Origin of the sequence: Bacillus sp. CHD6a (assembly GCF_001293645.1) — a bacterium.
In the GTDB taxonomy this organism is placed as follows: domain Bacteria; phylum Bacillota; class Bacilli; order Bacillales; family Bacillaceae_I; genus Sutcliffiella_A.
Genome location: NZ_LBMD01000019.1, coordinates 1 through 24,147, shown reverse-complemented (window position 1 = coordinate 24,147; position 24,147 = coordinate 1). Strand labels below are relative to the sequence as shown.

The following is a 24,147-nucleotide window of genomic DNA, read 5'->3' as shown; positions in this document are numbered from 1 at the left end:
GTCTCACACCTTGCACTCCAGTCAACAGGGTGGAGAGTAATCTTCAACGTATACCACTCTAACTCCTTGTTTCCTTTCGTTCCAGGTGTTCGCTTATCCTGAGGTAGGTGCTTGTGCCTCGTCGGCTTCGCCGAGGCCACTGAAAAAGTCATTGATTTTAGAATTTTTTTAGCTACCGCTGTTGATTTCCGCAAAAGGCTTCGCTTTCCTAGGGGCGCTGCTGGAGCCTCCTCGGCTTCGCCTGTGGGGTCTCCACCTAGCGCTATCTCCCTCAGGACAAGGAAGGCTTCGGTAGCGATTCATCGCACGAAGAAAATGCATAGCATTTTCGAGGAGTCTTCGCCTTTTGCTCCAATCACCAGCTAGGAATCAATAAAAACTTTACGTTTTAAATTATTCAGTGGCCTCGGCTTCGCCTGTGGGGTCTCAAGCTAAAGTTATCCCCCACAGGAGTCTCACACTTTAAACTTCAGTCAACAGAGTGGATAGTAATCTTTAATTTATATCTCCCTAACTTCCTATTTGGAGTCTTATCGTACAAATGAAGCGACGATTGCAACTAGTGGAATGGCGGTCATTAGGACGTTGCCAATCAGGAAGAATGTCATCAGTTTTTCTTGCAGGTCAGGTGCACTACTGACAAGTTCATTCTTTTTGATTATGTTAAGAATAAAATTGACTAACACACTCACTGCCACAATGGTAATTGGTATGAATATGTTAACCGCTGATTCCATCAATGACATAAACCCGAAAACAATTAGAATGATTGGTAGAGCTTCAATGACAACGACATAGATAAAGAACCTTGATTGTATTTGTGCAAAGCTTTCTGGCTCTAGCACAAGTTTCTCCATACTAAAACGTAATACAATTGAGATCCCAAAGCTTGCTATCATGGCGGCTATAACAAATAAGAATAAAGCATCCACGGAATATCCCTCCTAAAATATGCACAATAAGTATATATTTTACCTGAAACCTTCCAATAGGGGTATCAAAAGTTTAGTGGAAAAATGATGAGTAACCATATATCAAATACAAGGTGGGAGATGATGACAAGAGCAAGAGAGTTTTTCCATAGATATAATGCACCCCATACAACTCCTGCTGAAGCTGCGGCTGCTACCAACATTGGATTACCAGTCCAAATGTGAGCTAAGGCATACAGACAGGCGCCTGCTATAACCCCAAATAACTTGCCATACCTATTCACTAACTGAGACTGAAGATACCATCTCCAGAAAATTTCTTCTCCCGGAATAATGATAAGAACCAATACAACGTAATGCCACCAAGTATTTGGGCCTACAATTAGATATAATTCTTCCACAAAATTGATGAGCGGAATGGGAAGTACTTTTAGTATTAAGTAGGTCACTAAAAAAAGTGCATATAATATGGATCCTGATAAGATACCATAGGAGATGTCAGGAAAGTTAAAAGATCGCACAAAAGGGCGTTCGAACTTCCTTTCATTTATGCAAATAATAATAAGGATGAATAACGAAATAGGAAAGAGCGTCCAAAAATAATCAGTTAGCAGAAAGCTACAAGCAAGTAAAATGTTTGCTAGTACCAAAAACATATAAGTCTTTTTCATCATAAATTTCTCCTAGTATTGTGATTGCCCTTATTTTAACAGGAAAGCTTGATCTAATAAACGAACATACTATCGTTGTAAATACTTTTTATTTTGTAAGGAGATGGAAAGATGACTCAATCCAAAAGCCAGCAAGAAAGACAGAGAAAAGTGAGAAAGCAGTCCCAAAATGAGCATGGAAAAGTAAAGAGTTTTGAACAGCTTGCAGATGAAGCGGGAAAAAATAAGTAAATTTCAACTAATGGTCATTCCGAATGTTGGGATGGCCTCTTTTTTACAGGAGAGCAGTGTATATTGACGGAGGTATAAATGCATACTATTGGAAGATATTACAGAAATGAGGTTTAGTATATGGGTTATCAGCATGAAAAAAAGAGATATGTTGGCATCTTTAGCCCTTATACTACAAGTCTTGTACATTATCGCAAACCTTTTGTTGTTGCGTGGTGGGGGGCTGCATTTCCAGGGTTTGGGCATTTTATGTTATCGAAATACCTGACAGCTTTCATATTAATTACATGGGAAGTAGTAATTAATTCATTATCACATTTAAACGAAGCCATCTTCTTTTCCATGACAGGACGATTTGAAGAGGCGATAGCGGTATTGGACCAGCATTGGATCATATTATATATTTGCATGTATGTGTTCTCGATATGGGACAGTTACCGGCTTACGATTGAATTGAATAAGCATTATACATTAGCCTACCATGAAGGGTTTCCACTACTGATAAATAATACATCTTATATAGAAATAAATGTTCTTGACAAAAAGAATCCTCTGCTTGCAATTATTTGGTCTTTATTAACCCCTGGGTTAGGTAATCTCTATGTGACAAGAATCTTGTCCGTTATCTTCTTCTTAACTTGGTGGTTAATTATTACATATGAAGCAAATGTCTTTCCAGCCATTCACATGACATTGGTTGGCAATTTCCAAGGGGCTACGGATATTTTGGTCCCTCAATGGCTCTTATTTGTCCCTTCTATTTATTGTTTTGCAGTGTATGACTCCTATGTAAGCGCAGTGGAACTCAATAAATTTATTGATAAGTATTTATCTAGAGAATTGAAAGATAAATACCAGGATATTCAGTTTAAAATGCCGATATAGAAAAGAGCTGGAAAGTAATGTACATTTTCGCCACATTTGAATACAACATGGAAATGGAACTTACATTACGTGAATTAGAAGAGCTTGGCCTGACGAAAGAGCAAATCTTAGTAGTACCATTGGATAAGATTAAGACCCAAACAAAAGCGATTGACTCCATGCATCGTTCTGATGGGAGAAGTCTTATTGACTTAGCTGCTATTTTTGGGATCATTTTTATGCTTTTGGGGGTCATTTATGGATACATCTTTTACTTAGGTCCAATTCTCTGGGGGCTTTTTGGGCTAGTGTTTGGAGGTGTCTTAGGTTTTTTGATTGATTATTATTTTACAAAAAAAAGTGAGAAATCTTTTAGGAAACGTGAATCGGATGCCGATATGGTGCTCATGATTCAATGTCCAAAAGAAAAGCAGGAAAAAGTGGAGGGTGTTCTCTGGAACAACATGGTGTTGGGTGTGGGGATTTTGGATAGATGACATATATTCGTAAAAGGGCCTTTTCCTAGTCACTGGAAGGGCCCTTTGAAGTTGTTAGTTAATCATTTCAATTTCATTCTTTCAATGTCTTTAGCGTATCCAAGGGAATAACATAAACCCTTAATATTTGCATTTAATCTCTCTCTTTCAAGCTCGAGGTACTTTTCTTCCTTTATTGATTCTATAGTATGTAATGTGTACTTCCAAATAGCTTCTTTTCGATAAGAGGGAGAGTGATCGGAAACCAATTTGAGAACATCAAGTACAGAATGGATAACATCAAAGTCCATCTTTCCATAACGGATAATGGGAGAAAAAGCGATATCAAGATAACGAAAGAAATCTGGTGTTTTTACAATAACACGCAAATTTCTATGCACATCATTGAAAAATGGCTTAATTCCTTTCATGGAAGTAAGTTTAGAAAGAAGCGTGCCTAATTGTTCAATACAATGCACGGCTGTACTTGGGTCATTTATCCCTGGTGAAAGTGCCCTTACTCCAATTTCTGTCACCTTCCTAATTCCAAATTCTACATCTTCAAGTGGCGCTCTTGCTACGGAAACGGTAATCAAAGATCGGAAGGACTCTTTATTAATTTTTTCCCCTGAACCCCAAATGGAAAGCATAGGTGTATGCTCATTTATATAATCGCCTTGTTGTCTTTCCACACGAACAATACAATCTGTTTCATATGCAATTTTTACGAGTGCATCTATATCAATATACTGTACATAGCCAGGTTTGTTAGACATGACGGTTATGGGTTCTTTTGTGGTGATTTCTTTACTCTCCCAATCATCCCAGGGAGCATCATGGGTGGAGGTGGCACTATCGTTAAACAACTCCTCCATACATTCCAATGTTTCCACGGTTATGTTATGTAATAAATTGCTTACTTGAATCCAAGTTGTGACATGTTGAATGAAAAATACGAATACAATAAGACAAAGAATGGCGATAGCGACTGCAAAGGATGGAACAAGAAAAAGCTGTTCCTCTCTTGTTTCTTTAAGAAATAACAGCAGAATAATGGAATAGATAAAGCCTGCTGTAAAAATACCAAGAACTCTTTGGGTAGCATGGTCCGTTATGAAATTTTGCAGGGCTCTTGGAGAAAACTGCGACAAGTAAGTAGTTAAAACAACAAGGATAGTTGAAAAAGTAATGGTTGTCATTGTTAAGAGAGAAGAAGCTATTGAGCTTAGTATTGTTTGTGCAAGATCAATATTTGATAAGAATATGGAGGGAAGTAGTTTTCCGACATTCCCTGCCATAAAATAATGATCTAATAGAAGCGTTCCAATTGCTAATAGAAGTGCGACCCCGCCATAAAAAACGGGCAGGAACCAAAAATTGGTTCTTAAACGCAACATATTCACAGACCGTGCCATTATTTACACTCCTTTATTAGATACCCTGGAATAGATACCAATCATTCACATAAGAAAAAGTAGAATATTTTATCTTAATATGTTATAGTAACAAAGTTAAATTGAATAAAGTCTTACACCGATTATGGTGTAAGGAGAGGTTCTAGCAAATACCCTCTATAAAAAACTAAGGACAGATACCAAACTATATTCCTTAGGATATAGTTTTTTTATTTTTTCTGATGTTATGCGCTAGCCTCCATTATTTTTGGGTAGCGTTTTTTCTATGACTATAGATTAAGAAGATTAAGGGAGTGAAGACACGATGAAGCAACAGGAAAAAGCGATGGTCGTGTTCAGTGGTGGTCAAGACAGCACTACTTGCCTAATTTGGGCACTGAAGGAATTTGATGAAGTGGAAGCAGTTACGTTCCATTACGGACAACGACATGAATTAGAAATTGAATGTGCGAAAAACATAGCAAAAGAACTTGGAGTAAAACATCGAATTCTTGATATGTCCCTACTAGGACAACTAACACCAAATGCTCTTACAAGAGATGATATTGAAATTGAAGAAAAAGATGGGGAACTTCCAAGTACCTTTGTAGATGGAAGAAACCTTTTATTCCTATCCTTTGCCTCAGTTGCAGCTAAACAGATAGGTGCAAGACATATTGTAACAGGAGTATGTGAAACAGACTTCAGCGGTTACCCCGACTGCCGCGATGTTTTCATTAAATCTATGAATGTGACTTTAAATCTTTCTATGGATTACCCATTTGTCATCCATACTCCATTAATGTGGCTGAACAAGGAAGAAACTTGGGAACTGGCAGACGATCTAAATTCCCTGGACTTTGTAAGGACCAAGACCTTAACTTGCTATAACGGGGTTATCGCGGACGGATGTGGAGAGTGCCCTGCATGTAAACTAAGAAAACGTGGGTTGGATGACTATCTTGTTAAGAAAGAAAAAGGAGTTGTATCTTCATGATGCAACAAATTTATCCACAAGTACAACATGATTATTGTTATGAGTTAAATAAGGATATGCAAATAGCAGCGGCGCATTTTGTTCCAACAGATGCTGCCGGGAAATGCAAACAAATACATGGTCATACCTACTTCGTCAATGTAACAGTTGCAGGAGACGAATTAGATGAGGCTGGATTTCTTGTTAATTTTAAAGTGTTAAAAAAGCTTTTGCATGATAAGTTCGATCATACCGTTCTTAATGACCATAAAGATGTCTTTAATGACCAGGACCCGAATTATTTTCCAACAACAGAAGTGGTGGCAAGAGTCATGTGGGAAACAATAGAAAATCATTTGGAGATGCTGCCTTCTAAACCAACCTGTCTTCAAGTATATGTAAGAGAAACACCGACAAGTTATTGTATTTATCGACCAAAGAAGGGGAAAAAGCAATGAGCAGCCTGATACCAGTTTTAGAAATATTCGGCCCCACGATCCAAGGGGAAGGAATGGTTATTGGACAGAAAACGATGTTTGTGCGGACTGCTGGGTGTGACTACCGCTGCTCTTGGTGTGATTCTGCTTTCACATGGGACGGCACTGCTAAGGATGATATTGTGATGTTGTCCCCTGAAGACATCTATCGTCAATTGTGTGAGATTGGTGGGAAAGCTTTTAATCACGTCACTATTTCTGGAGGAAATCCAGCTCTTTTAAAAAATATAGGTGACCTTGTAAGCATCCTGCATCAGAACGAGATAAAGGTGGCGCTTGAAACACAAGGAAGCAAGTGGCAAGATTGGCTAAAGGAAATAGATGATTTAACCATCTCGCCTAAACCACCAAGCTCCGGAATGGATACCAACTTTTCGATACTGAATGACCTTCTAGAAAGAGTTAATAAAAGTAGTGTTTCTCTAAAAGTAGTGGTATTTGATGAGGACGATTTGACTTATGCGAAGAAAGTTCACAAAGAGCATCCGGATGTAGCATTCTATGTACAAGTCGGAAATGATGATACCACCACAGAGGATGATGAAAAATTAGTCAGCAAATTGTTGTCTAAATATGAGTGGTTGATTGACCAAGTAATGAAAGATGATGAAATGAATAACGTTCGTGTCTTACCACAGCTGCACACACTAGTATGGGGTAACAAACGAGGCGTTTAATAAAAGGAGAGATTGTACATGTCAGGAAGAAAAGATACAGAGTTAGAAGGTGTAACATTGCTAGGGAACCAAGGGACAAATTACTTGTTCAACTATTCCCCCGATGTGTTGGAAACCTTTGAAAACAAGCACCCTAACAGAGATTACTTTGTAAAATTCAATTGCCCAGAATTCACAAGCTTATGTCCAAAAACGAATCAGCCGGATTTTGCGACCATTTATATCAGCTATATCCCAGGTGAGTTAATGGTAGAAAGTAAATCATTAAAATTGTACTTATTCAGCTTCCGTAACCATGGAGATTTCCATGAGGATTGCATGAATATTATTATGAACGACCTGATTGAATTGATGGACCCACGCTATATTGAAGTATGGGGCAAATTTACCCCGCGTGGCGGCATCAGCATCGATCCGTATACCAACTACGGTAAACCGGGAACAAAATATGAGGAAATGGCACAATACCGCCTAATGAACCATGACCTTTACCCAGAAAAAATCGATAACAGATAAATCACTAAAGAAAACACAGCTCCGGTTGTGTTTTCTTTTTTATCAAGCAAGTTTTAAATACAGTTGATTTCCGTTCCAGGCGCTTCGCTTGCCTGCGGGCGGTCCGTGAGCCTCCACCAGCGCCCCTAGGAAAGCAAAGCCACTTGCGGAAATCAACAGCGGAGATTAACAAGCAACTTAATTTTTTGGATTAAAAAGAATCAGAACTAATACTAAAACCCCCCCAAAATGAAAATAATAACATTAAATGAGGAGGGCACAACTATGACAAACCATACAACAGAATGGTCCTGTGCAGAAACCAGCACATTATGGACACTATACTTAAACAACTCTATGTCAGTATGCGTCTTACGATACTTTCTCGAAACTGTAGAAGACCAGCAAATCCGAGAAATAATTGCAAAAGCATACGACGTAGCATCTACAAATGAAAGTGAACTAAAGGCCGTTTTCTGGAAAGGAAAACATCCTCTGCCGATTGCGTTCTCGGAAAATGATATAAATCTTAAAGCACCACGACTATTTTCAGACGAATTCCAACTATCTTATATACTCCAAATGGCTAAGATTGGAATGGCTACATACAGCGCAAGTCTAAGTGCAGTATTCATAAAAGATATCAGAACGCTCTTTACGACATTCCTGGAAAGAACTATTGAAATTCTTGATATAACAACAGACCTTCTATTAGAAAGAGGTATATATATTAAGAAGCCATATACGGTTATTCCTGATCGAGCATATTTAGTAGAAGACAAAAAATATTTCAGCGGCTTGAATCCTTTAGTAAACAAACGGACATTAAACACAATTGAAGTCACGCATCTAAGTATGAATATTGAGACTAACCAGATTGGAATGCTTCTTTGTACCGCATTTTCCCAGACAGCTGTCAGCAGTGACGTTCGTGAGTTTATGGTAAAGGCGAAACAGTTAGCTCATTCTCATATAAAAGCTTTTGTAGATCTATTGCTGAAGGATGATATTCAAGCACCTATGGCAGCAGATTATTCCGTAACTGCTTCTCACATTCCGCCATTTTCAGATAAATTAATGATGTTTCATAATAGCTTGATGATTGCAGCTGGAATTGGGAATTATGCTACAGCTTTCTCTGCAAGTCAACGGACAGATCTCGCAATCAAATATGAAAAACTTTCTTCAGAGTCAGCATTACTTGCAAAGTCAGGTGCTGACATTATGGTTAACAATCGCTGGATGGAAAAACCACCTTCAACAGCTGATAGAAAGCAATTGTCCCAAGAGCGGGAATAGTTGTAGGAAACCGCTAATTCTGTTATAAAGTAAATAACAAAGGTAGAGGAGAACCTTATATGAACTCAAATAGAAGCGCTTTATTAATAGGTGCAACCGGTTTGGTAGGAGCATACGTAAAGAAAGAGATTTTGCAAAATTCTGATTACGAAAACCTTACCACATTTGTAAGAAAACAAACAACTGAAACTCATCCTAAGTTAACTCAAGTGAAAATGGATTTTGAAAATATGTCTGATTATAAGGAACATTTTAAGGTCGATGATCTCTATGTTTGTTTAGGGACCACTAAGAAAAAAGCAGGCTCACAAGAAAACTTTCGAAAAGTGGACTTTGACTACGTTGTAGAAGCAGCCCGTCTCGCCAAAGAAAATGGAGTAACCAGAATTGCTGTAGTATCAGCTATTGGAGCAGATGAACATTCTAGATTCTTCTACAATCAGGTAAAAGGGGAGATGGAACAAGCCGTTTCGGCAATTGGCATTCCGTCTACCTATTACTTTAGGCCTTCCTTACTTCTTGGAGATCGAGAGGAGTTTCGACTAGGGGAAAGAGTCGGGGAAGTTGTAGGCACTGTCATTCAGCCTGTATTGCGTGGGAAGTTGAAAAAATATCGGTCTGTTCATGGACAAACAGTGGCGAAGGCAATGGTAAGATTTTTAAAAGATGGCAGAAAAGGTGTTCATATAGTGGAATCTGATCTTATAGCACAAATAGGTGACCTTTGACCCTAATTATATCTTAATTGGCAAAGTTCGTTTTCATTTCATCATAGCAGGGAATAAGAAATAAAAAATAGGAGTGTCCATTATGAGCCAAACGAAAGAGCTTAGAAGAATTCGTAAATCTGGCCATTTAACCATTCCCAAGTCAATAAGAGAACAACTTGATATTTCCGATGGCGATGTCTTGATGATTATGGAACAACCTTTAGGATTAGTCATGAAACCAATTAATGAAGAACACATTTTTAATGAATCCATTGTCTCCAACAACGGAAAGGTTAATATTCCTATTGAAATTAGGCGCAATTTAAATATTAACGAAGAAACACATTTTTCTGTTCGCCTTGACATGGAGAAGTCAGCCGTGGTTTTGGAAATTCTAGAAGAGGAAATAGGTTAGTAAAAAAGACTTCCCCTTGGTGTTTTGGGAAGTCTTTTTTGGCTTTATTTATACGGATCTCACAATCTTATAGTTCTTATGATTAACGACAGTTCGTTGCTCTAATTCTAAATCACGATAATTGTTCATATAGGTTAGGTCCACTATGACAGAGTTTTCATTTACTTTCTCTACCACCCCTTGAAGACCTTCACGAAATTCTATGATGTTGCCCACTTCTGCTTTTTTCAACGATATCTCCCCCTAAATAGTGTTAACCGACAGCTTCATGCTCTGTCTGGTTTTTTTATTTTTGTGAAATAGTGGATATAAAAAGTGTTACATACAGTTTGCATTATTTTTGCAGAAACGTAAATAGTTTCATCTTAATTTTTTCTAAATTTTCTTTTAATTTATTCTGTTTTACTTTGTGACCGTAAATGGATGAATTGCATATATAATAATAGGGCTACCTAATTGCCCCATTCATTTTATTCCTTATCCCCCATGGAATCCCTTCTTAGAAGGGGTTTTTTTGCTGCTTATTTTCACATCATGTCAACAGTGTTAAAATAGAAAGTATTATTTTAGAATGATGGAGTGATGATGGTGAATGAAAATTTAGCAACAGAAATATTGGACAAGCTTAAAAATGGAGAGCTTTTTGAATATAGAATTCAAAAAGAGGATTTCATGATTTTTCGTAAAGTGCTGGTTGCTCGTGAGGACTTTAAACACTATAGAGGCATTGCCAAGCACAATGCTGAAGTAGTCTATCAATATATGCAAGAAGCAAGAAGCTAAAAAGAAGCGGATCGAGCCAGCTTTTTATGGGGCCACTGAGAAAGTACTTTATTCTAGGTTTAGGTAGACACCGCTGTTGATTTCCGCAAATGGCTTCGCTTTCCTAGGGGCGCTGCTGGAGCCTCCTCGGCAAGCCTGCGGGGTCTCCACCTAGCACTATCTCCCTCAGGACAAGGAAGGCTTCGGCAGCGATTCATCGCACGAAGAAAATGCGTAGCATTTTCGAGGAGTCTTCGCCTTTTGCTCCAATCACCAGCTCGAATTCACGAGTACTATAAGATCAGCTTTTCAGCGGCCCCCCTTAGTGAGTTTCTTATTGTTTACTTTGGTATTTCCCTCCGAAGCTTCTTCAGTGCCTCTGCCCGCCAAGACTTAACCGCACTAACCGTAACCCCTTCCTGTACCGCAACTTCTTCCAATTTCTTGCCTTTAATAATGCATTCAACAACCCACTTTTTCTGCTTTTCCGTTAAATAGCAAGTGTATTCCTCCAAATTACCCACAGATGGATTAAAAAAATCAGATGAAGTTTCTGGCAGCTCATCTACAAACATGTGTGTATCTTCCCACCGCACCTCTTTTTTTAAATGATTAAGCAATTTTCCCCTCATGGATGAATAAGCATAAGAAGTAAATGATCCCTTTGAGCAGTCTTTTAAACAGAAAGCTTCCCATAAAGCAATTGTTGCTTCATGGACGTATCGTTCTTTATCTTTGTAAATATTCAAAGTATTAATAATATGGTGTATCATAGGAGTGTACTCATCTAATACACTTTCAAAAGTTGGTTTCATTAGTAAATCCTAACGAAAAACTAGCTTTTCTTTATTCCCGGTACATCCACTATAGTGCACGGTAATTTGGTTGACATGTCAGGATATCAGGAATAAACTGTGTAGTAGTAATGGCATATGACTTGTACAGTTATATGTTATGTTGTGTATGGAGGTTACCTGTAAGAGCGTATCAACGATATTGTAAGAAAAGGGGTAATTGCCATGGAACATAAAAAAGAAGATAAATTAGAGAATCAATCCATGTATTTATGGAAAAATGACGCGGACCGGACAGTACAAGCATTTATGTTGTATCCGGATAATATTCCAGACATTCAATATATTAAAAAGTTATTACGTCATATGTATATGGCAAAGGAAATTTTTAAGATGTCGATTTGGTTTGAAGGAGATGTCATCCAAATTACGGGTCGGATACAATCTTTCCGTTATAAAGCGAACAAACTTACAATTAAAGATGTGGATAAAAACATTTATCATATTCGTATTTTTGATGTAGTGGAGATTATTAGAAAGCCGCAAAAATAATGAACACTTCAGAGTCCAAATAGGGCTCTTTTTTTTTGCCTGATAATTTACCCATTTAACAGTTGGTATATTACATACATTTATAGGAAAAATAAGAGAAGAATTGTGACGACTAGAACCCAAAGAGAGGGGGGAGTTCAATGAAAAACCTACTCAAAAAACTGTTTTCACCGAGAAGTGGTCAAACATCTAACAAGGTAGAAGACATGTCAGTAACACAATTATTATTGCAAATGGAAAAGTCTATAGATTTTTTGAGATTTACAAACCAGACCAATGATGGCAATAGGAAAGTGTGGATTAACTATTACTACACATTAGTAGATACTGATTTCCTGCATCGTGACATATTACATAGCATTTCCACCAGACCGTGGAGCAATTTGCAAGATTTAAAAAATATTTTACCTATTGAAGTAGTGACCATTAGCTCCGACCCGAAGGAAGTAAGAGATAAGCTGTTATCAGGATTCATTTTTGTACAGATTGGGGAGAAAGACAAAAAAGGGTTGTTAGTACGTTCTGAATTTGTTCAGACACGTGCTGTTTCCCTTCCAGAAGTAGAGTTCAGCGTTATTGGACCAAAAGAATCCTTTGTTGAAAATATAGATTCTAATATTAACCTAATAAGAAGACGTTTAAGTACTCCGATGTTAACCGTGGAGCAAAAGAAGTTAGGTACTATCTCTAGGACACGAATTGCTGTCATCTATTTGGATGGAATTGTAAATAAGGATAATGTTCAGACTGTCACGCAACGGCTTGATGACGTAGAATTTGATCATATTAATGACAGTTCTTATATCACACAACTAATATCCGATGATGGTAACACGATTTTTCCGCTCCTTCTAGACACAGAGAGGCCCGACCGAATTGTGTCGGCATTGACCGAAGGAAAAGTAGTAATCATGGTGGACGGGTCCCCACATGGACTAATAGGTCCGACTACTCTGGTTGAATTTTTCTCTTCCTTTGAAGATTATTATTTAAGTTATTGGCTTTCTTCCTTTTTTCGTCTAATAAGACTGTTTGGTGTTGCCTTTTCTATCTTGGTTACCCCGGTCTATGTAGCAGTTTTAAGCTATCACTATGAATTGATTCCAAAAGATCTACTGAGCACGTTGATTTCTTCAAGGCGAGAAGTTCCTTTGCCGCCTATTTTAGAAGCGATTTTTCTCGAATTGACTATCGAATTACTACGGGAAGCTGGAGCAAGACTTCCAACAAAGGTAGGTCAGACCATCGGTATCGTAGGTGGAATTGTTATTGGAACGGCTTCCGTTGAAGCTGGTCTGACAAGTAACGTTCTCTTAATAATCGTTGCGCTTGCTGCGCTCGCATCTTTTACGACACCAGTTTATAAGATGGGTAACACCATTCGTCTATTGAGATTCCCTTTTCTATTGTTTGCAGAATTATGGGGATTGCTTGGCATTGTTTTTTGTTTCTGTATCTTGGCAGCTCATTTATTAAGGCTGACATCTCTCGGAAGGCCTTATTTGGAGCCTATTTACCCTCCAAGGGTTAAAGATATGAAAGATGCTCTCTTACGGTTACCATTTTCCATGCAAACAGAAAGACCTGGGCAATTAAGAACCAATAAACCACAAAGAACGACTAGGACACAAACCAAGCCAAAAAAGGATATTGATGAGTGAAAAAATAGAAGGGAGGTATGACATTGCAAACAGTACCTAAAAATTTTCAAATATCACCTTTTTTAGTGTTTTATTTAATTCATAGTACGCAGTTTGGAGTTGGGGCACTTGGTTATCAGAGGGTCATTGCAATGTCTGCCGGCTATGATGCATGGATGGGAATTATTCTATTTGGTTTCTTTACTCATATCATCATTTATATGATGTATAAAATCTGTGAAAAGAGCGATGGTGATTTGGCGAGTGCGCACAGAATGGCTTTTGGAAAATGGATAGGCAACCTACTAAACTTTTTCTTTGTTGTTTATTTTATTATGACAGTTGTTACAGTGCTCAGAACTTATATAGAGGTAGTTCAAGTTTGGCTGTTCCCAGATCTAAGTACATGGTTTTTCTCATTGTTATTTTTACTACTTGTTTATTATATTATTACTGGAGGGTTCAGGGTGATCACAGGAGTAGCATTTTTAGGTGTCATGCTACCCGCCTATTTATTTTTAACCATTGTGCTTCCATTGGAATATGCAAATTTTCGGAACCTGTTACCAATTTTTGATCACTCTTTTAAAGATATTTTCCTATCCGGTAAGGATATGACTTTAAGTATGCTTGGTTTTGAGACATTATTGGTATTTTATCCATTTATAAGCAAACCTCAGCAATCGAAAAAATGGTCTCATTTAGCTGTGTTTGTCACTTCTTCCATTTATCTGATATTTGCCCTAGTTACATTTGCCTATTTCAGTGAAGGAAAGCTAGAGAAGAGTATTTGGGCAACACTATCCATTTGGAAAATCATTGAGCTTCCATTCGTAGAGCGTGTAGAATACATCGGAATTGCAAACTGGTGTCTTATTATTCTTCCCAATGTGTGCCTTTATCTATGGTGTTCTAGTAGGCTTGCCAAAAGAATGACCAAGCTAAAACACAGAACCTCATTAATGATTATTACAATTGTCATTTTTATTCTGATGAATCAATTTGAAGACAGAAAACTAATCAATGATTTGAACACTTATCTTGGAAAAGTCGGATTTTATATGGCTTATGTCTATATTCCGTTAATATTCCTAATCGTTACCTTTGTACATTGGAGAAGGGGGAAAAAAGAAAATGCCTTGTCATAATATCATCTGGGTTATAACAATCTGTCTATTTCTTACAGGGTGCCTAGAAAAGGAAATTGTCGATGATATTAATATTGAATCTGTAGAAGGCTTTGATTTAATTGGAGAAAATGAAGTGGAGGGAACTTTCGTTGTCCCTGTTTATAGAGCTGATCAAACCATAGTGAATGAAAGATTTACTGCAATCTCTGAATTAAATAAAGATATATTAAGCAATGCGCAAAAAGAATCTTCTGCACCTATTGTTAACGGAAGCTTAGAGTTGGTGTTGTTCAATAAAGCCTTGGCGGAAAAAGGTGTCATGCAACTAGTAGATGGTTTACAGCGAGATGCAAGTATTGGTACAGGATTATATTTGGCCATAGTTGAAGGGGAAACAAAAGAGCTCCTGGAGCAAAATCTTGGCACAAGAGGCACAGGAGATCACCTATATAATCTTTTAAAACATAATATTGACCGAATCGATGTACCTGAAACAAACTTGCATATATTCTTGTCTGATTTTTATCAAAAAGGGAAGGATCCAAACTTACCCATTTTGAAGAAAACAGAAAAAAGTGCAGAGATTGTTGGTGTGGCAGTAATGAAGGAAGATAAATTCGAAATGACCATTCCAAATGAAAAACTGTTTTATTTCAAAACACTCGTTGACAAGCATGCGGACGGGTCCGTTTCATTGAAAGTGAAAGATAAGGACGAATTCGTTTCAATCAGAAGTATAAAGACAGACAGAAAGTTTAAGGTAAAATGGAAAGACGATATCCCATCTATTAGGATGACCGTAAGTTTGGATGGAGCAGTGAGAGAGTATACAGGGAATAAAGTGACTCCTAAAGAGTTGAAGGAGTTTCAGAAGCTGTTGGAAGAAAAGATCATTAAAGAATCAGAAACCATGATAAAGGAGTTCCAGGAAAAAGGCGTAGACCCAATTGGCTTAGGATATGAAGCAAAATCTCGAAAAAGAGGATTTGACTTTAAAAAATGGAAAGATTCTACTTATCCAACTTTAACAGTACAAGTTGAGGCAGAAGTAAGACTTATCAGCACTGGAATTACGGAATAGGTCAATTTCACGATCCCGGTGAATATAATTGGATAACAACCAGTAGAGGGGGAGAATGATGCCTCAGAAGGTTCTTTTATATTGTGATCCGGGAATTGATGATTCGCTAGCCATCATTTATGCACTACTTAATCCGGAGATTGATCTGGTTGGTGTTGTGACAAGCTATGGCAACGTCGATCAAGAACAAGCTACTCAAAATGTGGCATATCTTTTGGAACTAGGAGGCAGAAAGGATATTGTGTTAATTGGTGGAGCAAAGACACCGCTATCTGGTGAGTTTGCATCCTATTATCCAGAGATACATGGAGAAGATGGATTAGGGCCTATTAACCCGCCAGCCACAATAAAGGGGGAGTTGCTGAATTTTGATGCGATCTTTCAATTGATTGAGGAATATGGAGATGAATTAATTATTGTAGATGTTGGAAGGTCAACTTCCCTTGCCATTTCCTTTAATCTAGCAGGAGCAGATACAATGAATTCAATAAAGGGGTATTATGTAATGGGAGGCGCATTCCTCATACCAGGAAATGTAACAGCTGGAGCAGAAGCAAATTTCTATGGCGATCCGATTGCAGCTGGTATTGTGATGGAAAAAGTAAAAAATGGTGTGCTTTACCCGTTGAATGTCACAAAAGATGCAATTATCACTCCTACAATGATTAATGAGATTATCAAACAACAAAACAATCCGTATCAAAACCTCATAAAAGACATATTTGATTATTATTTCAAAGCTTATCAGAAACTTGTTCCGGGTATAGATGGAAGCCCTTTGCATGATGTGATGACATTGTTTGCTGTAACAACGCCGCAAGCTTTCAAATATGTCGAAAAAGTAGTTACAGTTGGGTTAAATGAAGGAAACCTTAGAGGAGTTAGTATAGCAGACTTTCGCCCAAAACCAGATGAAAAAGGAAATAAAGTGACCGTTGCATTAGAAGTAAATACAAATAATTTCGCTGAAAATTTTGTTGAAATCATGTCTTCTTCTATTCCAGATAACAATCAATAATTGTAAAATTTGGTATTTTCCAGTTCTATAGACTCATGGCTGTACGTACGATAGTAATGCGTGTACGTATAGAACTGGAGGGATGGCGATGGGAGTTAGATTGATTAAGATTTCTGTTATTTATTTTTTGATAGGTGTAGGGATTGGTTATTATATGTCAACGGCGCATGCATACGATTTGACACCTGTACACGTTCATATTAATCTTCTGGGTTGGACCGCTTTGACACTTGCTGGTATCATTTATATTTTATTTCCTGCAGCGGGAAAAACGAGGCTTGCTACATGGCATTTCTGGTTACACAATATTGGCTTGCCACTGATGATGATAGGCTTGGCTTTTGTTGTGCATGGTAACGATTCTTTATTAGTTTTGACCATTATCGGAGCAAATTTAACAACACTAGGTGTTTTACTATTTACGATAAATGTATTTAAGAATGTTAAGCAGCCTTCAAATCCAGTGCTTTAAGGGGTGTACTGGATCTTTTTTGTATTTCAACTATTCCTTCAGCACAGCTTTTGATATGATGAAAAGAAAGAGGAGATACAAAAAAGGGGTCGAGAATATGTCTTTTCATCAATGTCCAAACTGTCAAGAAGAAATTAAATATAAAACCAAGTTAACCTCTGTGTTTTTTGGCTATCGACCTATTAAATGTAAGAGTTGTGGTACCGTATATGAAGTAGATGAAAAATTCCGTTTCATTCTCTCTCTTTATACAGTCCTAATCCCAATTCTTATTGCCTATATGTTGAGTGCAATGATGGGGGTCTTACATACAAGGTGGAGTCAAGTGCTAATTGTATTGGTCTTTGGATCAGCAGGTGTGTTTTATGCAGCAACTAAAGTGCGTTATAGAAAATCGCTTCAACAACCAATGAAGGAAAAAGAAGAGAAGAAAGCCAAATAAAAAACGAGAAGGATGTTGATTCCTTCTCGTTTTTTATGTTGTGTTTACACCTGATCTAATACCCAAATCAGGAAAGCAGCCACAATGACCAGTGAAATAGCATGAAGAACAAAAGAACCAATAAAATCCTTTAATACAATTAAATAATGGAATTGGCTTTTCTTATTATTACGTACAATTCTTCTCGCTCTCGTATCCATCGCTTCACTCCTACACACATGAAGAAATTTGTAAGTATATTATACAAAATATTCTAACAAATAATAAGTAATTAAGTAGAATTTTGTAAAAAAAACTAAATATATGTACATCAGTGTCATTTTACCACACTTAGATAAATGGGGTAATTATTTTATCGGAATAATAATTAGAATGTTTAGCAGGGGTTTTAGTAATCCATTTATTGTAAAGGTATATATGTTGATATAAAAAAGAAAGAAACTTTTTACCCCTATTAACGTAGAGATAGTTAGAGCATTGATTAGGAAAAAAACAGAAGCATAAAAGGAGCTATGATTATGAATGATGCGGCAGTAAAGCTGACAAATGTTTGCAAGGACATCGGAAGCAAGGAAATTATTAAGGATGTTACATTCGAGGTTTATAAAGGAGAAGTGTTTGGTTTCCTTGGGCCAAATGGAGCTGGAAAAACGACAACTATTCGAATGATGGTTGGCTTGATGAGTATTACATCTGGTGATATACACATCGACGGAGCAAGCATCAAGACCGATTATGAAAAGGCAGTCCGCCAAGTGGGGGCAATTGTTGAGAACCCAGAGATGTATAAGTTTCTAACGGGATATCAGAATTTGAAACAATATGCCAGAATGATGCCAGGAATAACCTCGGAACGTCTGGATGAAGTTATAGAATTGGTTGGATTGACTGGACGGATTAAGGAAAAAGTAAAGACATATTCATTGGGAATGAGGCAACGCTTAGGAATAGCGCAGGCCTTACTACATAAACCAAAAGTGTTAATTCTTGATGAGCCAACAAACGGCCTGGATCCTGCGGGTATTCGTGAAATACGAGATTATTTGCGGAGCCTCGCTAGGGAAGAAGGAATGGCGATTGTTGTATCAAGTCATCTTCTTTCCGAAATGGAACTGATGTGTGATAGAGTCGGTATCATCCAAAAAGGTGAGCTTATTGATATTCAAAGTATAAGAGATTTTATATACGAGGGAGGAAAGACGCTTTATCAACTCGATTGTGAGCCGGTGGAAGATGCGATGTCACTAATGCGTGAAATGGAAATGCCCCATAATCTTGCAGAGGGTAAATTGCAGGCGGAGATAGATCGTTCAAAGATTCCTATGTTTATTAAAAGTTTGGTAGAACGAGATATTGCGATATTTGAAGTGAAGGAAGTAATGAAAACCCTTGAAGACAAATTCTTAGAAAAAACGTCTCAAGAGCGAGGTGTCTAACAATGAACCATTTAATTCAAAATGAACTAATCAAATGGTTTAGAAGGCCAAGCTTTTACGTGATGAGTGCGATATTGGTGTTATTATCAGCAGTTGGAGTCATTTTTACCATTATGATGGGGTCGATGCTTGATGATGCGAGAAGTGAAGGTGGTGCAAATGGCAAAGAGCTTAGCTGGCAAGAATCATTAGAGCAGGAAAATCAGTACCTGAAAATGACGATTGAAGAGTCAGAAGAGGGGGATAAGGGCCCACTTGAGCGACAATTGGCCATTAATGAGCACCGGTTAGTACACGATATGGAACCGGCAACTGGTAATACAGTTTGGACATATATGGATGAAAATCTTGGATTGACAAGTGTAGTCACCCTTTTCGTTGTCATCATCGCTGCCGGTATGATAGCTAGTGAGTTTACTTGGGGAACCATTAAACTTTTAATGATCAGACCGATAAGCAGAAGTAAGATTCTTTTGGCAAAATATATTAGCGTACTTGTGTTTATCGTCATTTTTTATACAATCCTTTTTGTGAGTACATTTGTAACGGGTGCTATTGCGTTTGGTTTTGATACTACGCCATCCCTATTGTATGCTGGTGGAGAAGTGCTTGAGGTTCATCCATTCTTATACTTACTATGGAAACTGGCGTTGAGCAGCTTGGGAGTAATCATGTTTGCTACTATTGCCTTCATGATTTCGAGTGTTTTCCGGAATAACTCGCTTGCAATTGGAATTTCGGTATTTCTTGTATTTACAGGCACCCAGGTTACAACGCTTATTGCCATAAAATTTGAATGGGCGAAATTTTCACCGTTTGCCAACATTCACTTTGAAGCATTGCTTGAGGGTGTGCGTATTGTCCCAGGAGTTAGTTTTGGCTTCTCTGCTGTTATGTTTTTGATTTATTTTGTGGTGTTGCATGTGGTGAGTTTCTTTACTTTTGTGAAGCGAGATATCGCTGCTTAACTTTTTAGCTAAGTGGATGGAATCTGTTAGACATAGTGCAGCTAAGAAGTTTGGTGTAATTAACGTAAATATGTGGTACTACAAGTATAAGCCCCTTTGCCTTTAATTCAACCTATCCTTTAAACAAGTAGGTGATGTAAATGAATCTGGTGAACATTTCGTATATGAAAAAAGGGCAGATACAAGGTTTTTTTGATAAATTTCCGCATTCCAAGGTGCTTTTTTCTCCCATCCGAAAGTATTATTTTGTCTCTTATGTGCATTGGGATGAACGGGACCCCGTGGTGTTACAGGAAGATTTGGAGGAAATGGAACTGCTTTTTAACAGTTATATGGGGAGAGAAGCATTCTATCGGAGACGGAAAAGAGCGGATACTGGAGTGGGAGGTGCCTGAATTAATAGGTGCCTCTTTTTTGTGGTTTTTTTTGGTATTGATGGATATGGGGGTCTTTAAGGTCTTTGAAAGAACAGTTGGGAAAATCTCAGGAATGAATGGGAAGTACTGTTTTTTTATAAGATTTGGCTCTTTTTGGGCTCTTTTTAATCGTGGATATTTTGTTCGGACACTTTTCATCTTTCATTGGACATAAAGGCGATGGAATTAGGAAGGGTTCGGTCATAATATTTGATGGTTCGGTCAACTTTTAAGGGGTGTTTGGACAATTGATTTTTAGGTTCGGTCAATTTCAGCAAATCTTCGGTCAACTATTGAAAAACTTTGGTCAACTTTTTGAAATCTTCGGTCAAATTACAGAAATCTTCGGACATTTGGAATGGAACTAGCAATCCTAACCAATTCCAAGCATCACCAAGCATCAACCACCTATCAAAGCAACCATAACCTGCATCTCCACCAACATGCAGTTCCATTCGCTTAATCAATATAGGCCAACACCTCCGCCTAATAATGCCCAAAACATTCAGCTGCAAAGGAGATGACCTATAGATTAAGCAGGTTTAATGATCATCAAGACAAAAATGAGAAATCCAAGAATACAGGTAAGCAAGTAGAGATTGCTAATTTTGTGGAGAGCAGCGTCCTGTTGAGCTGGCAGTTGCGTAGAGGCTCTGTTTTCAGGGTGCAGTAACCATCGCTGAAGATCATTAAGGGCGGGAGAGATAAATCCGATCACAATGACTTGGATGGAAAGGTAGATGACAAGAGAAACTAAAAGCCAAATTTGAAAAATGGAACCATAGTTTCCGAAGAGAACAAGTAGTATGCCTGTTATCACAGCAAGTGTTCCGCCAATCTTGGGAAAGTAGTCAAGTTTATGTTGTAATAGGACATTGTGTCGAAGATCTGAGATGGTCTGGTGCTTTCTTAGGAGTATAATTCCGAAAAAAGTGGGACCAATTCCGACGACGGCAACTATCACATGAAACAGTATCAGCCATTTCATAGGCATCCCCCCAATACTATTGATACTTCAATATATGAGGGGGATGATGGATTCATGTTCTTTATGCCAATATCTGTTACATTTCTTGGGGGGCCTGAATACCAAGAAGGCGCAAAGATTCTTTTATTACAATGGCGGTAGCGGATACCAAAGCAAGTCTTGCATCTTTATCGGAGTCCTCTTGCAGGAATTTAATATTGCCATACCAACTGTTGAATGCCTGGCACACATCGACAATATGTTTAGCAATTATAGAAGGATCGTATCCTTGATTAGCTTTTGAAACAACTTCAGGGAATTCTTGCAGGAGTTTTGCCACTTCCCAAGAATAGCTATCTACTAACCCTTTCTGCATTTCGTCGCTTTTCCAATCCCCTTTTTTCAATATGGAGTTAGCACGTGCGTAAGTATATTGAACATAAGGTCCTGTTTCTCCTTCAAATTTCAACATATCTTCTAAAGAGAATTCAACAGAGTTAATCCGATAGTTTTTTAAATCATGAAAAATGACCGCACCGACTCCAACCTGGCGGGCTACTTCTTCTTTATCAGGAAGAGCTGGGTTTTTGGATTCTATATTTCTTTCTGCAAGTTGAATGGCTTCCTGCAACACTTCTTCCAGTAGAACAACTTTGCCTTTACGGGTGGACATTTTCTTCCCGTCTTTCAAAAGAAGTCCAAATGTTATATGATGCATTTCTGCCGCCCAGTCAAAACCAGCTTTCTTTAATACTTCTTTTACCTGATGAAAGTGGATGGATTGCTCTTGCCCCACGACATATAGTGCCTTGGAGAATTGATAGACCTTTTTACGATAAAGAGCAGCAGCGAGATCACGAGTTGCATACAAAGTGGCACCATCCGACTTTTTTATTAAACAAGGGGGAAGCGTTGGGGCGTCAAGTTCTACTACTTGTGCACCATCCGACTCCTTCAACAAGTTTTTTTCATCTAACATTTGAACGACTTGTTCCATTTTATCGTTATAGAACGCTTCTCCTTGATAGGAATCAAATGTGACGCCTAGGAGATCATAAATTTTCTGGAATTCCTTCAAGGATTCTTCTCTAAACCACTTCCATAGGGAAACAGCTTGTTCATTTCCTTCTTCAAGCTGCTTGAACCAACGGCGTCCTTCGTCATTTAAATCTGTTTGAACAGATGCTTCTTCATGAAATTTGACATATAATTTTAGCAGTTCTGGGATAGGGTTTTTGCGGATTTTTTCTTCTTCTCCCCATTTGAGATAGGCGGCAATCAATTTACCAAATTGAGTGCCCCAATCTCCTAAATAATTTATACGTACAGTCTTATACCCGGATTTTTCAAGGATGTTGGCGATGGCATTCCCAATCACTGTTGAACGTAAATGTCCCATTGAAAAAGGCTTTGCAATGTTTGGAGAGGACAGATCTAAGACGATGGTTTCATGGTTACCGATATCAAGTGTGCCATAGTGTTCTTTTTCTTGTAGAATTTTGTGAACGATTTTTTGCTGGATCATGTCCTTTTTAAAAAAGATATTTACATAAGGACCGACTGCTTCGGTTTTGTCAATCAAGGAACTAGTTAATTTTGTTGCAATGTCTGTTGCAATAAGAGGAGGGGCTGTTTTTTTAATTTTTGCTAGTTCGAAACAAGGGAAAGAAAGGTCACCGTGTTGAACGTATTTCGGCTTTTCTAACAGTGAAGTTATTTTATTTAATGGGATTTCAGGTAATACATTTTGGAGAGCTTGTGCTGCCAGATCAGTTAATTTCATGTAGATCAACTCCTTAAAAGTAAAATATAAAAAGCCCGCCTCTTCAACTTAATGAAGAGACGAGCTTGGTGTCATTTGCCCGCGGTACCACTCTAATTGCTTTTCTCCTATTATTTAGAAAAGCCGCTTATCATCCTTAATGGGGATGTGCCCGTTTCATTTCAAAAGTGCGCTTCGTACGATAGACTTCCACCAGGCTTCCACCGACCCTGATTCGCTTTGATTGCCGTCTAAAGACTACTCTCTTTATCATCAATGATAAATGTATATAAGTTAGATGTATTATACATAGTTTTATAAGAAATGTAACTATTTTTTCTTCATTTGAGATTGATTTATTGGTTTTTCTTCAAGATGTGGAGAAATAAAGACATTTAGCATTTCATCTAGCTCTTGACTTAGCCTTACAGTTTCAACTGATGTCAATCCGGTTTTAAACGCAGTATGCATCATTTGACTGCGTTTTTTTTCTACAGCAAGTTCTAAGAGATTCATCTTTATCACACCTTCTTCACAATTTCCTATATTATAGTCGAAAAAACTTTGTAAGAAAATAGGTTAGGTGTAAAAAGTAGGAATGGATGTGACTTGTTTTGTCGATAAGAAGGATTTGTGTAGTTATCATAGAATTAATATAGGTAAAAGGCATTTGAAAAGTATTATGGCATGCTTGATGGCTATCTCTCATATCTTAGAAAAAAACTTTTAGGAGGAGTGCGTCATGAATACAAAGGTAGAAGCTGTGGAAAAAATGAATGTCTATGCAAATGAATTGGTGAAAATGATAGTGAAAGACGGAAAAGCCCTCCAAGACGAAAAGCTTCGTATTGCTTTTGAAAATGTTGTGCGGGCCATGGTGGATATGACCAATATTCAATTGGACAAAGAAAAGGACGCACATGATACGTTAAAGACCACGTTAAGCCGTATGAAAATTGCTCATAATTGCATGCAACAAAACGCTGCTATCCCTGTTAAAAGTGATAACATTAACAAGCCGTTTACAATGAAATAATTTGTTTAGGGAGTTAATTGACTCCCTTTTGTTT

General features: G+C 37.8%; 32 protein-coding genes and 1 riboswitch. Of the genes, 22 read left to right on the top strand and 10 right to left on the bottom strand.

What is annotated here, in order from left to right; all coding sequences use genetic code 11:
- Positions 1 to 530 precede the first annotated feature (530 nt).
- A complete protein-coding gene (locus tag AAV98_RS14235; RefSeq protein WP_060666219.1) occupies positions 531 to 932 on the bottom strand; it encodes a hypothetical protein in 402 nt (133 codons plus the stop codon).
- Positions 933 to 997: 65 nt separating this feature from the next.
- A complete protein-coding gene (locus tag AAV98_RS14230) occupies positions 998 to 1,606 on the bottom strand; it encodes a CPBP family intramembrane glutamic endopeptidase (protein WP_082380901.1) in 609 nt (202 codons plus the stop codon).
- A gap of 108 nt (positions 1,607 to 1,714) precedes the next feature.
- On the opposite strand from AAV98_RS14230, the gene AAV98_RS20760 reads away from it, so the two are divergent.
- From AAV98_RS20760 to AAV98_RS14220, 3 genes are all read left to right on the top strand, one after another.
- The gene (locus tag AAV98_RS20760; RefSeq protein ID WP_010193219.1) at positions 1,715 to 1,834 is read left to right on the top strand and encodes a DUF6254 family protein; all 120 of its coding nucleotides are present in this window, start codon (positions 1,715 to 1,717) and stop codon (positions 1,832 to 1,834) included.
- A gap of 120 nt (positions 1,835 to 1,954) precedes the next feature.
- Positions 1,955 to 2,719 carry a hypothetical protein gene (locus AAV98_RS14225; RefSeq protein ID WP_060666217.1) on the top strand — a complete coding sequence of 255 codons (765 nt, stop codon included), beginning with the start codon at positions 1,955 to 1,957 and terminating at the stop codon, positions 2,717 to 2,719.
- Between the two features lie 17 nt (positions 2,720 to 2,736).
- The gene (locus AAV98_RS14220) at positions 2,737 to 3,195 is read left to right on the top strand and encodes a hypothetical protein (protein ID WP_060666216.1); all 459 of its coding nucleotides are present in this window, start codon (positions 2,737 to 2,739) and stop codon (positions 3,193 to 3,195) included.
- Between the two features lie 62 nt (positions 3,196 to 3,257).
- On the opposite strand, the gene AAV98_RS14215 is transcribed toward AAV98_RS14220, so the two are convergent.
- Entirely contained in the window at positions 3,258 to 4,589 is a 1,332-nt protein-coding gene (locus AAV98_RS14215; RefSeq protein ID WP_060666215.1) for a DUF2254 domain-containing protein, read from the bottom strand.
- 130 nt (positions 4,590 to 4,719) lie between these two features.
- A riboswitch (PreQ1 riboswitch) is annotated at positions 4,720 to 4,765 on the top strand.
- A gap of 128 nt (positions 4,766 to 4,893) precedes the next feature.
- Here AAV98_RS14215 and queC point away from each other — a divergent pair.
- The 7 genes from queC (at position 4,894) to AAV98_RS14180 (ending at position 9,637) form a co-directional block, all read left to right on the top strand.
- A complete protein-coding gene (gene queC / locus AAV98_RS14210; RefSeq protein WP_060666214.1) occupies positions 4,894 to 5,565 on the top strand; it encodes a 7-cyano-7-deazaguanine synthase QueC in 672 nt (223 codons plus the stop codon).
- A complete protein-coding gene (gene queD / locus AAV98_RS14205; protein WP_060666213.1) occupies positions 5,562 to 6,002 on the top strand; it encodes a 6-carboxytetrahydropterin synthase QueD in 441 nt (146 codons plus the stop codon). The genes queC and queD overlap by 4 nt, the downstream gene beginning before the upstream one ends.
- Positions 5,999 to 6,718: a 7-carboxy-7-deazaguanine synthase QueE gene (queE, locus tag AAV98_RS14200; RefSeq protein ID WP_060666212.1), complete on the top strand. Its 720-nt coding sequence runs from the start codon at positions 5,999 to 6,001 to the stop codon at positions 6,716 to 6,718. The genes queD and queE overlap by 4 nt, the downstream gene beginning before the upstream one ends.
- Before the next feature lie 18 nt (positions 6,719 to 6,736).
- The gene (gene queF, locus AAV98_RS14195; RefSeq protein WP_060666211.1) at positions 6,737 to 7,234 is read left to right on the top strand and encodes a preQ(1) synthase; all 498 of its coding nucleotides are present in this window, start codon (positions 6,737 to 6,739) and stop codon (positions 7,232 to 7,234) included.
- Between the two features lie 264 nt (positions 7,235 to 7,498).
- Positions 7,499 to 8,512 carry a DUF3231 family protein gene (locus tag AAV98_RS14190; protein WP_060666210.1) on the top strand — a complete coding sequence of 338 codons (1,014 nt, stop codon included), beginning with the start codon at positions 7,499 to 7,501 and terminating at the stop codon, positions 8,510 to 8,512.
- Positions 8,513 to 8,571: 59 nt separating this feature from the next.
- Positions 8,572 to 9,240, top strand: a complete 669-nt coding sequence (locus AAV98_RS14185) for an oxidoreductase (protein ID WP_060666209.1) — start codon at positions 8,572 to 8,574, stop codon at positions 9,238 to 9,240.
- Positions 9,241 to 9,322: 82 nt separating this feature from the next.
- A complete protein-coding gene (locus AAV98_RS14180; protein WP_060666208.1) occupies positions 9,323 to 9,637 on the top strand; it encodes an AbrB/MazE/SpoVT family DNA-binding domain-containing protein in 315 nt (104 codons plus the stop codon).
- A 48-nt stretch (positions 9,638 to 9,685) separates the two neighbouring features.
- Here the strand turns inward: AAV98_RS14180 and AAV98_RS14175 are convergent, their stop codons facing one another.
- Entirely contained in the window at positions 9,686 to 9,868 is a 183-nt protein-coding gene (locus tag AAV98_RS14175) for a YkvS family protein (RefSeq protein WP_060666207.1), read from the bottom strand.
- A gap of 351 nt (positions 9,869 to 10,219) precedes the next feature.
- On the opposite strand from AAV98_RS14175, the gene AAV98_RS14170 reads away from it, so the two are divergent.
- A complete protein-coding gene (locus AAV98_RS14170) occupies positions 10,220 to 10,420 on the top strand; it encodes a hypothetical protein (RefSeq protein ID WP_442853685.1) in 201 nt (66 codons plus the stop codon).
- A gap of 320 nt (positions 10,421 to 10,740) precedes the next feature.
- On the opposite strand, the gene AAV98_RS14165 is transcribed toward AAV98_RS14170, so the two are convergent.
- Complete coding sequence (locus tag AAV98_RS14165) at positions 10,741 to 11,214, bottom strand: sigma-70 family RNA polymerase sigma factor (RefSeq protein WP_060666205.1); 474 nt, start codon at positions 11,212 to 11,214, stop codon at positions 10,741 to 10,743.
- A gap of 204 nt (positions 11,215 to 11,418) precedes the next feature.
- Between AAV98_RS14165 and AAV98_RS14160 the strand changes: the two genes are divergently transcribed.
- From AAV98_RS14160 to AAV98_RS14130, 7 genes are all read left to right on the top strand, one after another.
- Positions 11,419 to 11,745 (top strand): hypothetical protein, encoded by a 327-nt coding sequence (locus AAV98_RS14160; RefSeq protein WP_060666204.1) that lies wholly within the window; start codon positions 11,419 to 11,421, stop codon positions 11,743 to 11,745.
- A gap of 140 nt (positions 11,746 to 11,885) precedes the next feature.
- Positions 11,886 to 13,406: a spore germination protein gene (locus tag AAV98_RS14155; RefSeq protein ID WP_060666203.1), complete on the top strand. Its 1,521-nt coding sequence runs from the start codon at positions 11,886 to 11,888 to the stop codon at positions 13,404 to 13,406.
- A 17-nt stretch (positions 13,407 to 13,423) separates the two neighbouring features.
- Positions 13,424 to 14,533, top strand: coding sequence for a GerAB/ArcD/ProY family transporter (locus AAV98_RS14150; RefSeq protein WP_060666202.1), 1,110 nt, complete (start codon positions 13,424 to 13,426; stop codon positions 14,531 to 14,533).
- Entirely contained in the window at positions 14,520 to 15,596 is a 1,077-nt protein-coding gene (locus AAV98_RS14145; RefSeq protein ID WP_060666201.1) for a Ger(x)C family spore germination protein, read from the top strand. Before AAV98_RS14150 ends, AAV98_RS14145 begins: the two co-directional genes overlap by 14 nt.
- A 58-nt stretch (positions 15,597 to 15,654) precedes the next feature.
- Positions 15,655 to 16,614 carry a nucleoside hydrolase gene (locus tag AAV98_RS14140; protein ID WP_060666200.1) on the top strand — a complete coding sequence of 320 codons (960 nt, stop codon included), beginning with the start codon at positions 15,655 to 15,657 and terminating at the stop codon, positions 16,612 to 16,614.
- A gap of 88 nt (positions 16,615 to 16,702) precedes the next feature.
- Positions 16,703 to 17,086 (top strand): cytochrome-c oxidase, encoded by a 384-nt coding sequence (locus tag AAV98_RS14135; protein WP_060666199.1) that lies wholly within the window; start codon positions 16,703 to 16,705, stop codon positions 17,084 to 17,086.
- Between the two features lie 97 nt (positions 17,087 to 17,183).
- The gene (locus AAV98_RS14130; protein ID WP_060666198.1) at positions 17,184 to 17,528 is read left to right on the top strand and encodes a TIGR04104 family putative zinc finger protein; all 345 of its coding nucleotides are present in this window, start codon (positions 17,184 to 17,186) and stop codon (positions 17,526 to 17,528) included.
- A 44-nt stretch (positions 17,529 to 17,572) separates the two neighbouring features.
- Here the strand turns inward: AAV98_RS14130 and AAV98_RS20320 are convergent, their stop codons facing one another.
- Positions 17,573 to 17,728: a hypothetical protein gene (locus AAV98_RS20320; RefSeq protein ID WP_010193242.1), complete on the bottom strand. Its 156-nt coding sequence runs from the start codon at positions 17,726 to 17,728 to the stop codon at positions 17,573 to 17,575.
- A 318-nt stretch (positions 17,729 to 18,046) separates the two neighbouring features.
- On the opposite strand from AAV98_RS20320, the gene AAV98_RS14125 reads away from it, so the two are divergent.
- From AAV98_RS14125 to AAV98_RS14115, 3 genes are all read left to right on the top strand, one after another.
- Positions 18,047 to 18,964, top strand: coding sequence for an ABC transporter ATP-binding protein (locus AAV98_RS14125; RefSeq protein WP_060666197.1), 918 nt, complete (start codon positions 18,047 to 18,049; stop codon positions 18,962 to 18,964).
- Positions 18,965 to 18,966: 2 nt separating this feature from the next.
- Positions 18,967 to 19,932, top strand: a complete 966-nt coding sequence (locus tag AAV98_RS14120; RefSeq protein WP_060666196.1) for an ABC transporter permease — start codon at positions 18,967 to 18,969, stop codon at positions 19,930 to 19,932.
- Between the two features lie 140 nt (positions 19,933 to 20,072).
- Complete coding sequence (locus tag AAV98_RS14115; protein WP_060666195.1) at positions 20,073 to 20,327, top strand: hypothetical protein; 255 nt, start codon at positions 20,073 to 20,075, stop codon at positions 20,325 to 20,327.
- 311 nt (positions 20,328 to 20,638) lie between these two features.
- Here the strand turns inward: AAV98_RS14115 and AAV98_RS20315 are convergent, their stop codons facing one another.
- The 4 genes from AAV98_RS20315 to AAV98_RS14095 all read right to left on the bottom strand — a co-directional run bounded on the left by AAV98_RS20315 (position 20,639) and on the right by AAV98_RS14095 (position 23,593).
- A complete protein-coding gene (locus AAV98_RS20315) occupies positions 20,639 to 20,815 on the bottom strand; it encodes a hypothetical protein (RefSeq protein ID WP_156317788.1) in 177 nt (58 codons plus the stop codon).
- Between the two features lie 65 nt (positions 20,816 to 20,880).
- The gene (locus tag AAV98_RS14105) at positions 20,881 to 21,336 is read right to left on the bottom strand and encodes a DUF2269 family protein (protein ID WP_060666193.1); all 456 of its coding nucleotides are present in this window, start codon (positions 21,334 to 21,336) and stop codon (positions 20,881 to 20,883) included.
- A gap of 76 nt (positions 21,337 to 21,412) precedes the next feature.
- Positions 21,413 to 23,098, bottom strand: coding sequence for an arginine--tRNA ligase (gene argS, locus AAV98_RS14100; RefSeq protein WP_060666192.1), 1,686 nt, complete (start codon positions 23,096 to 23,098; stop codon positions 21,413 to 21,415).
- A gap of 309 nt (positions 23,099 to 23,407) precedes the next feature.
- The gene (locus AAV98_RS14095; protein ID WP_060666191.1) at positions 23,408 to 23,593 is read right to left on the bottom strand and encodes an aspartyl-phosphate phosphatase Spo0E family protein; all 186 of its coding nucleotides are present in this window, start codon (positions 23,591 to 23,593) and stop codon (positions 23,408 to 23,410) included.
- Positions 23,594 to 23,819: 226 nt separating this feature from the next.
- On the opposite strand from AAV98_RS14095, the gene AAV98_RS14090 reads away from it, so the two are divergent.
- Positions 23,820 to 24,113, top strand: coding sequence for a hypothetical protein (locus AAV98_RS14090; RefSeq protein ID WP_060666190.1), 294 nt, complete (start codon positions 23,820 to 23,822; stop codon positions 24,111 to 24,113).
- Positions 24,114 to 24,147 lie beyond the last annotated feature (34 nt).

Excerpts from the sequence above, each read along its gene's own strand:
- AAV98_RS14230 (WP_082380901.1), bottom strand. The coding sequence starts at position 1,606 with ATGATGAAAAAGACTTATATGTTTTTGGTACTAGCAAACATTTTACTT.
- AAV98_RS20760 (WP_010193219.1), top strand. The coding sequence starts at position 1,715 with ATGACTCAATCCAAAAGCCAGCAAGAAAGACAGAGAAAAGTGAGAAAG.
- AAV98_RS14225 (WP_060666217.1), top strand. The coding sequence starts at position 1,955 with ATGGGTTATCAGCATGAAAAAAAGAGATATGTTGGCATCTTTAGCCCT.
- AAV98_RS14220 (WP_060666216.1), top strand. The coding sequence starts at position 2,737 with ATGTACATTTTCGCCACATTTGAATACAACATGGAAATGGAACTTACA.
- AAV98_RS14215 (WP_060666215.1), bottom strand. The coding sequence starts at position 4,589 with ATGGCACGGTCTGTGAATATGTTGCGTTTAAGAACCAATTTTTGGTTC.
- queC (WP_060666214.1), top strand. The coding sequence starts at position 4,894 with ATGAAGCAACAGGAAAAAGCGATGGTCGTGTTCAGTGGTGGTCAAGAC.
- queD (WP_060666213.1), top strand. The coding sequence starts at position 5,562 with ATGATGCAACAAATTTATCCACAAGTACAACATGATTATTGTTATGAG.
- queE (WP_060666212.1), top strand. The coding sequence starts at position 5,999 with ATGAGCAGCCTGATACCAGTTTTAGAAATATTCGGCCCCACGATCCAA.
- queF (WP_060666211.1), top strand. The coding sequence starts at position 6,737 with ATGTCAGGAAGAAAAGATACAGAGTTAGAAGGTGTAACATTGCTAGGG.
- AAV98_RS14190 (WP_060666210.1), top strand. The coding sequence starts at position 7,499 with ATGACAAACCATACAACAGAATGGTCCTGTGCAGAAACCAGCACATTA.
- AAV98_RS14185 (WP_060666209.1), top strand. The coding sequence starts at position 8,572 with ATGAACTCAAATAGAAGCGCTTTATTAATAGGTGCAACCGGTTTGGTA.
- AAV98_RS14180 (WP_060666208.1), top strand. The coding sequence starts at position 9,323 with ATGAGCCAAACGAAAGAGCTTAGAAGAATTCGTAAATCTGGCCATTTA.
- AAV98_RS14170 (WP_442853685.1), top strand. The coding sequence starts at position 10,220 with ATGATGGTGAATGAAAATTTAGCAACAGAAATATTGGACAAGCTTAAA.
- AAV98_RS14165 (WP_060666205.1), bottom strand. The coding sequence starts at position 11,214 with ATGAAACCAACTTTTGAAAGTGTATTAGATGAGTACACTCCTATGATA.
- AAV98_RS14160 (WP_060666204.1), top strand. The coding sequence starts at position 11,419 with ATGGAACATAAAAAAGAAGATAAATTAGAGAATCAATCCATGTATTTA.
- AAV98_RS14155 (WP_060666203.1), top strand. The coding sequence starts at position 11,886 with ATGAAAAACCTACTCAAAAAACTGTTTTCACCGAGAAGTGGTCAAACA.
- AAV98_RS14150 (WP_060666202.1), top strand. The coding sequence starts at position 13,424 with ATGACATTGCAAACAGTACCTAAAAATTTTCAAATATCACCTTTTTTA.
- AAV98_RS14145 (WP_060666201.1), top strand. The coding sequence starts at position 14,520 with ATGCCTTGTCATAATATCATCTGGGTTATAACAATCTGTCTATTTCTT.
- AAV98_RS14140 (WP_060666200.1), top strand. The coding sequence starts at position 15,655 with ATGCCTCAGAAGGTTCTTTTATATTGTGATCCGGGAATTGATGATTCG.
- AAV98_RS14135 (WP_060666199.1), top strand. The coding sequence starts at position 16,703 with ATGGGAGTTAGATTGATTAAGATTTCTGTTATTTATTTTTTGATAGGT.
- AAV98_RS14130 (WP_060666198.1), top strand. The coding sequence starts at position 17,184 with ATGTCTTTTCATCAATGTCCAAACTGTCAAGAAGAAATTAAATATAAA.
- AAV98_RS20320 (WP_010193242.1), bottom strand. The coding sequence starts at position 17,728 with ATGGATACGAGAGCGAGAAGAATTGTACGTAATAATAAGAAAAGCCAA.
- AAV98_RS14125 (WP_060666197.1), top strand. The coding sequence starts at position 18,047 with ATGAATGATGCGGCAGTAAAGCTGACAAATGTTTGCAAGGACATCGGA.
- AAV98_RS14120 (WP_060666196.1), top strand. The coding sequence starts at position 18,967 with ATGAACCATTTAATTCAAAATGAACTAATCAAATGGTTTAGAAGGCCA.
- AAV98_RS14115 (WP_060666195.1), top strand. The coding sequence starts at position 20,073 with ATGAATCTGGTGAACATTTCGTATATGAAAAAAGGGCAGATACAAGGT.
- AAV98_RS14105 (WP_060666193.1), bottom strand. The coding sequence starts at position 21,336 with ATGAAATGGCTGATACTGTTTCATGTGATAGTTGCCGTCGTCGGAATT.
- argS (WP_060666192.1), bottom strand. The coding sequence starts at position 23,098 with ATGAAATTAACTGATCTGGCAGCACAAGCTCTCCAAAATGTATTACCT.
- AAV98_RS14095 (WP_060666191.1), bottom strand. The coding sequence starts at position 23,593 with ATGAATCTCTTAGAACTTGCTGTAGAAAAAAAACGCAGTCAAATGATG.
- AAV98_RS14090 (WP_060666190.1), top strand. The coding sequence starts at position 23,820 with ATGAATACAAAGGTAGAAGCTGTGGAAAAAATGAATGTCTATGCAAAT.